The organism is Paracoccus sediminilitoris (assembly GCF_003259195.1).
GTDB classification, from domain to species: domain Bacteria; phylum Pseudomonadota; class Alphaproteobacteria; order Rhodobacterales; family Rhodobacteraceae; genus Paracoccus; species Paracoccus sediminilitoris.
The window spans coordinates 1-4249 of record NZ_QJPK01000061.1; the positions used below are offsets into that span (position 1 = coordinate 1).

The 4249-nt window shown below is 63.7% G+C and carries 3 protein-coding genes; all 3 read right to left on the bottom strand.

Annotated elements, in window-relative coordinates; all coding sequences use genetic code 11:
• Positions 1–68 precede the first annotated feature (68 nt).
• The 3 genes from pstA to DKT70_RS17470 all read right to left on the bottom strand — a co-directional run bounded on the left by pstA (position 69) and on the right by DKT70_RS17470 (position 3725).
• Complete coding sequence (gene pstA, locus DKT70_RS17460; protein WP_111560322.1) at positions 69–1418, bottom strand: phosphate ABC transporter permease PstA; 1350 nt, start codon at positions 1416–1418, stop codon at positions 69–71.
• Complete coding sequence (gene pstC / locus DKT70_RS17465) at positions 1415–2620, bottom strand: phosphate ABC transporter permease subunit PstC (protein ID WP_111560323.1); 1206 nt, start codon at positions 2618–2620, stop codon at positions 1415–1417. The genes pstA and pstC overlap by 4 nt, the downstream gene beginning before the upstream one ends.
• Before the next feature lie 79 nt (positions 2621–2699).
• The gene (locus DKT70_RS17470; protein WP_111560324.1) at positions 2700–3725 is read right to left on the bottom strand and encodes a substrate-binding domain-containing protein; all 1026 of its coding nucleotides are present in this window, start codon (positions 3723–3725) and stop codon (positions 2700–2702) included.
• Positions 3726–4249 lie beyond the last annotated feature (524 nt).

The window sequence follows — 4249 nt, forward strand, 5'->3', positions numbered from 1 at the left end:
CTCCTTCTGGCTCACGGCGCTCTCCGTTCGGGTCGTGTCATACATGGTTATGTCTCCTGGCGGCCGGTCTACCAACGGCGCTCGAACTTGCGGCGAAGATAGATCGCCAGCAGGTTCATGCACAAAAGGAAGACCAGCAGCACGATGATGGCGCCGGACGCGCGTTCGACAAAGGCCGGATCGCTGCGCTGCGTCCAGTTATAGACCTGGACCGGCAGGGCGGATGCGGGGTCGAACAGGCCCTCGGGCGGGGCGGCGGGATATTCGCGCACAAAGGCTACCATGCCGATCAGCAGCAGGGGCGCGGTCTCGCCCAAGGCCTGGGCCAGGCCCAGGATCGTGCCGGTCAGGATGCCGGGCATGGCCAGCGGCAGCACGTGATGGGTGACCGACTGCATCTTGGACGCCCCGACCCCCAGGGCCGCGTCGCGGATCGAGGGCGGCACCGCCTTCAGCGCGGCCCGCGTGGCGATGATGATCGTCGGGAGCGTCATCAGCGTCAGCACCAGACCGCCGACGATCGGTGCCGATTGCGGCAGGCCCACGAAGTTGATGAAGACCGCAAGACCCAGGATCCCGAAGACGATCGAGGGCACCGCCGCCAAGTTCGAGATGTTGACCTCGATGATGTCCGTCCAGCGGTTCTTCGGCGCGAATTCCTCAAGATAAATCGAGGCCGCGACCCCGATCGGAACCGATAGGAACAGGACCACCAGCATCATGTAGAGCGAACCCAGGATCGCCACGCCGACACCCGCGGCCTCGGGGCGCTGGTCCGAGGCGTCGGGACCGGTCAGGAATTCGCGGTTGAAGCGCGTCACCAGCAGGCCGGCATCGGCCAGCGCATCGGCCAGCATCAACTGCTGGGGGGTGGTGTTGCTGTCGCGCTCGGCCGTTTCCATGGTGACGCGGCCCTTGAAATAGCCGTCGATCCGGCCATTCACCAGCACGTTCACATCGACCGTCTGGCCCAGCAGTTCGGGGTCGTTCAGCACGCGGTTGCGCAGCTGGGCCGAGGCATCGCGCGAGATCAGCCCGTCGATGTCGCTCTCTTGCAGGCTCTCGATCTGCAGATCCATCCCCCCGACGGCCGCGTCCAGCGCCTGATCCAGAACCTGCCCGTAGGACAGAGTCAGCACCGATGACATCTCGGCCGGATCGCGGTTGCCCTGCGGGTCCAGCACCTGCGCGTCCAGCGCGACCGGGATGGACAGATAGGTCTGTCGGAACGCCCCCGAACCGTCGCGGATGATCGTGAACATCAGGACCGCCAGCGCCAGCACCGCGACGCAGATGGCGGCCAGGCCATAGGCCCGGAACCGTTTCTCGGCGGCGTTGCGGCGGCGGGTGCGCGCGTCCTGCGTGTAAAGCGACGTTGCGGCGGCGGGGCGGGGCATGTCGTGGGACAGATCGGTCATTCGTATTGCTCGCGATACTTGCGCACGATGATCAGCGCGACGACGTTCAGGCCAAGGGTGATGACGAACAGCGTCAGACCCAGGGCAAAGGCCACCAGCGTCTCGGGCGACGAGAAGTCGTTGTCGCCGGTCAGCTGGCTGACGATCTTGACGGTGATGGTGGTCATCGCCTCGAACGGGTTAAGGCTCATCGTGGCGGCGGCGCCGGCCCCCAGGACCACGATCATCGTTTCGCCGATGGCGCGGCTGGCGGCCAGCAGGATGGCGCCTACGATCCCCGGCAGGGCGGCGGGCAGCACAACGCTGCGCACGGTCTCGGACGGGGTCGACCCCAGGCCCAGTGCCCCGTCGCGCAGGCTTTGCGGCACGGCGTTGATGATGTCATCCGAAAGAGAGCTGACGAAGGGGATCAGCATGATCCCCATGACCAGACCCGCCGTCATCACCGAACTGCCGGAATTGCCCAGGCCCATGGGTTGGGCGATCCAGTCGCGCAGCATCGGGCCGACGGTCACCAGCGCAAAGAGGCCATAGACGATGGTCGGGATCCCGGCCAGCACCTCGACCATCGGCTTGGCGACGCTGCGCAGGCGCGGGCCCGCATATTCGGACAGATAGATGGCCGCGAAAAGGCCGATCGGCACTGAAACCAGCAACGCGATGAAGCTGATATAGAGTGTGCCCCACAAAAGCGGCAGCATCCCAAGGCGCGAATTGCCCTCGAAGCGCGGCGACCATTCGGTGCTGAAGAAGAAGTCCGTCAGGCTGTATTTCTCGAAAAAGCTGATCGTCTCGAAGATCAGCGACAGCACGATCCCGATCGTAGTGGCGATGGCGATAGAGGAACAGAAGATCAGCAGGCCAAGGACCATCCGCTCGACCGAGTTGCGGGCGCGAAAGCCCGTGTCGATGCGGGTCATCGCCCAGCCAAGGCCGGCGACGGCGGCCCCCAAGGCCACCAGGCCCGCGATCCCACCAGCCCCGGGCGGAATGAGATCGGACATGCGCAGCAGCGCGGCGATCATCAAAACCGACAGCACCGGCAGCATCACCGCCAGCACGACGTTCCAGCCGTGATAGGCGGGACGGCTGTGCAGGTTGCGGACATCGCCGCCTCCGGCACCCATGGCGCGGCTGCGGCCGATGAAATATCCCGCCAGGGCAAGCAGGGTGGTGGCAAGCAGGGCCCAGGACATCGGCATCAGGCTGACCTCGGAATGCGGAAAACGGGTGGGTGGCAAGGGTCGGGGCGGCACACGGGATGCGCCGCCCCGGTATGCATCACTGCATCGTGGTTTCGTTGGCGACGGCTTCCTGGACCGAGGCCAGCTCCGGGTCCGAAACCAGGCCATAGGCCGCCAGCGGGCCGTTCGGGCCGGCAATCGCGTCCGAGACGAAGAATTCGGCGAATTCCTTCACGCCCGGAATGACGCCGATATGGGCCTTCTTCACATAGATGAACAGCGGGCGCGACACGGGGTATTCTCCGCTGGCGATGGTCTCGGTCGAAGGGGACACGCCAGACATGGTCGCGACCTGCAGGGTGTCGGTGTTGTTTTCATAGAAGGACAGGCCGAACACGCCGATGCCATTGGGCGAGGACCCGATGCGGGCCAGCGTCTCGGTATAGTCGCCGTCGATGTCGACCGACTTGCCGTCGGTGCGCAGTGCGACACAGGCATCTTCGGCTTCCTCTTCGCTCATCTCGGCCTCGAAAACGGCCTTCGCGCCGGAATCCTCGCAGCCCTTAATGATCACCTTTTCCTCGAACACTTCACGCGTGCCGTGGCGGGTGCCGGGGATGAAGGCCAGGATCTCCTGGTCGGGCAGGTCGGCATTGACCTCGGACCAGTTGGCCGCAGTGTTGTCGACGATCTTGCCATCGACGACCTTGCGGGCGGCCAGTGCATTGAACCAGTCGGTCGGGGTGAATTCGAAGGAATTGCCGCCGGCGGCGCTGGCAAAGACGATGCCGTCATAGCCAATGCGGACTTCCATGATGTCCGTGACGCCGTTTGCGGCGCATTCCTCGACCTCGGTCTCGCGGATCTCGCGGCTGGAATTGGCGATGTCGATGGTGTTCTCGCCCACACCCTCGCAGAAGCGGCGCAGACCGGTCGACGAACCGCCCGATTCGATGACGGGGGTGCCAAAGTCGGTGTTCTCACCGAACAGTTCGGCCACGATGGTCGAATAGGGCAGGACCGTCGACGAACCGGCGACCTGCACCTGGTCGCGGGCGGCGGCGGCGGTGGCCGACAGCGCGATGACGGACAGGGCAGTGGCGGCGAAGCTGAAGGTCTTCATGATGTCTCTCCTGAGGAGGTGATCTGTACGGGGCCTGCCTACATCAGTTTTGTGACGCTTTTGTCCATCATACGTGACGATTTTATGACAGACTTGGTTATGGGACCTTACTTCCAGACGTGATGGACTGAAAATTCGGGGCCTACTTCATTGATCGGCGGCCTGTTCGTAACTGTGGTGGCTGCCATGCCTTTCCATAATCAGAGGTGGCGCACTTCTCGATGGAAAGCCAGGCTCAGTTCTGGTTGGAAATCGACATCAAGGGCCTTCCACAATCTATGTGTTTGATCCCACGGTTTGATGGTGCGATCCTTTCTCAGGAATGGAAGGATGCATCATGGGCGAGTTTTTGGGGGACGCGTCACGATTAGGCCCGCTACTGCGGAGGCCGCATCGGTCCAAAGGGTTGCGAACGAAACAAGCGCAGGCCTAGCCCACGGTTCATTGGGCGCTTAACTAATACGGCAGTGCAATTTGACGCGCCCTACTCATCGTTCCACTGTCGGCCTGCTGCCCGGTGCACA

What these genes read in the sequence shown, in the direction of transcription:
- DKT70_RS17470 (WP_111560324.1), bottom strand. Translation starts at nt 3,725, where the DNA reads ATGAAGACCTTCAGCTTCGCCGCCACTGCCCTGTCCGTCATCGCGCTG.
- pstA (WP_111560322.1), bottom strand. Translation starts at nt 1,418, where the DNA reads ATGACCGATCTGTCCCACGACATGCCCCGCCCCGCCGCCGCAACGTCG.
- pstC (WP_111560323.1), bottom strand. Translation starts at nt 2,620, where the DNA reads ATGCCGATGTCCTGGGCCCTGCTTGCCACCACCCTGCTTGCCCTGGCG.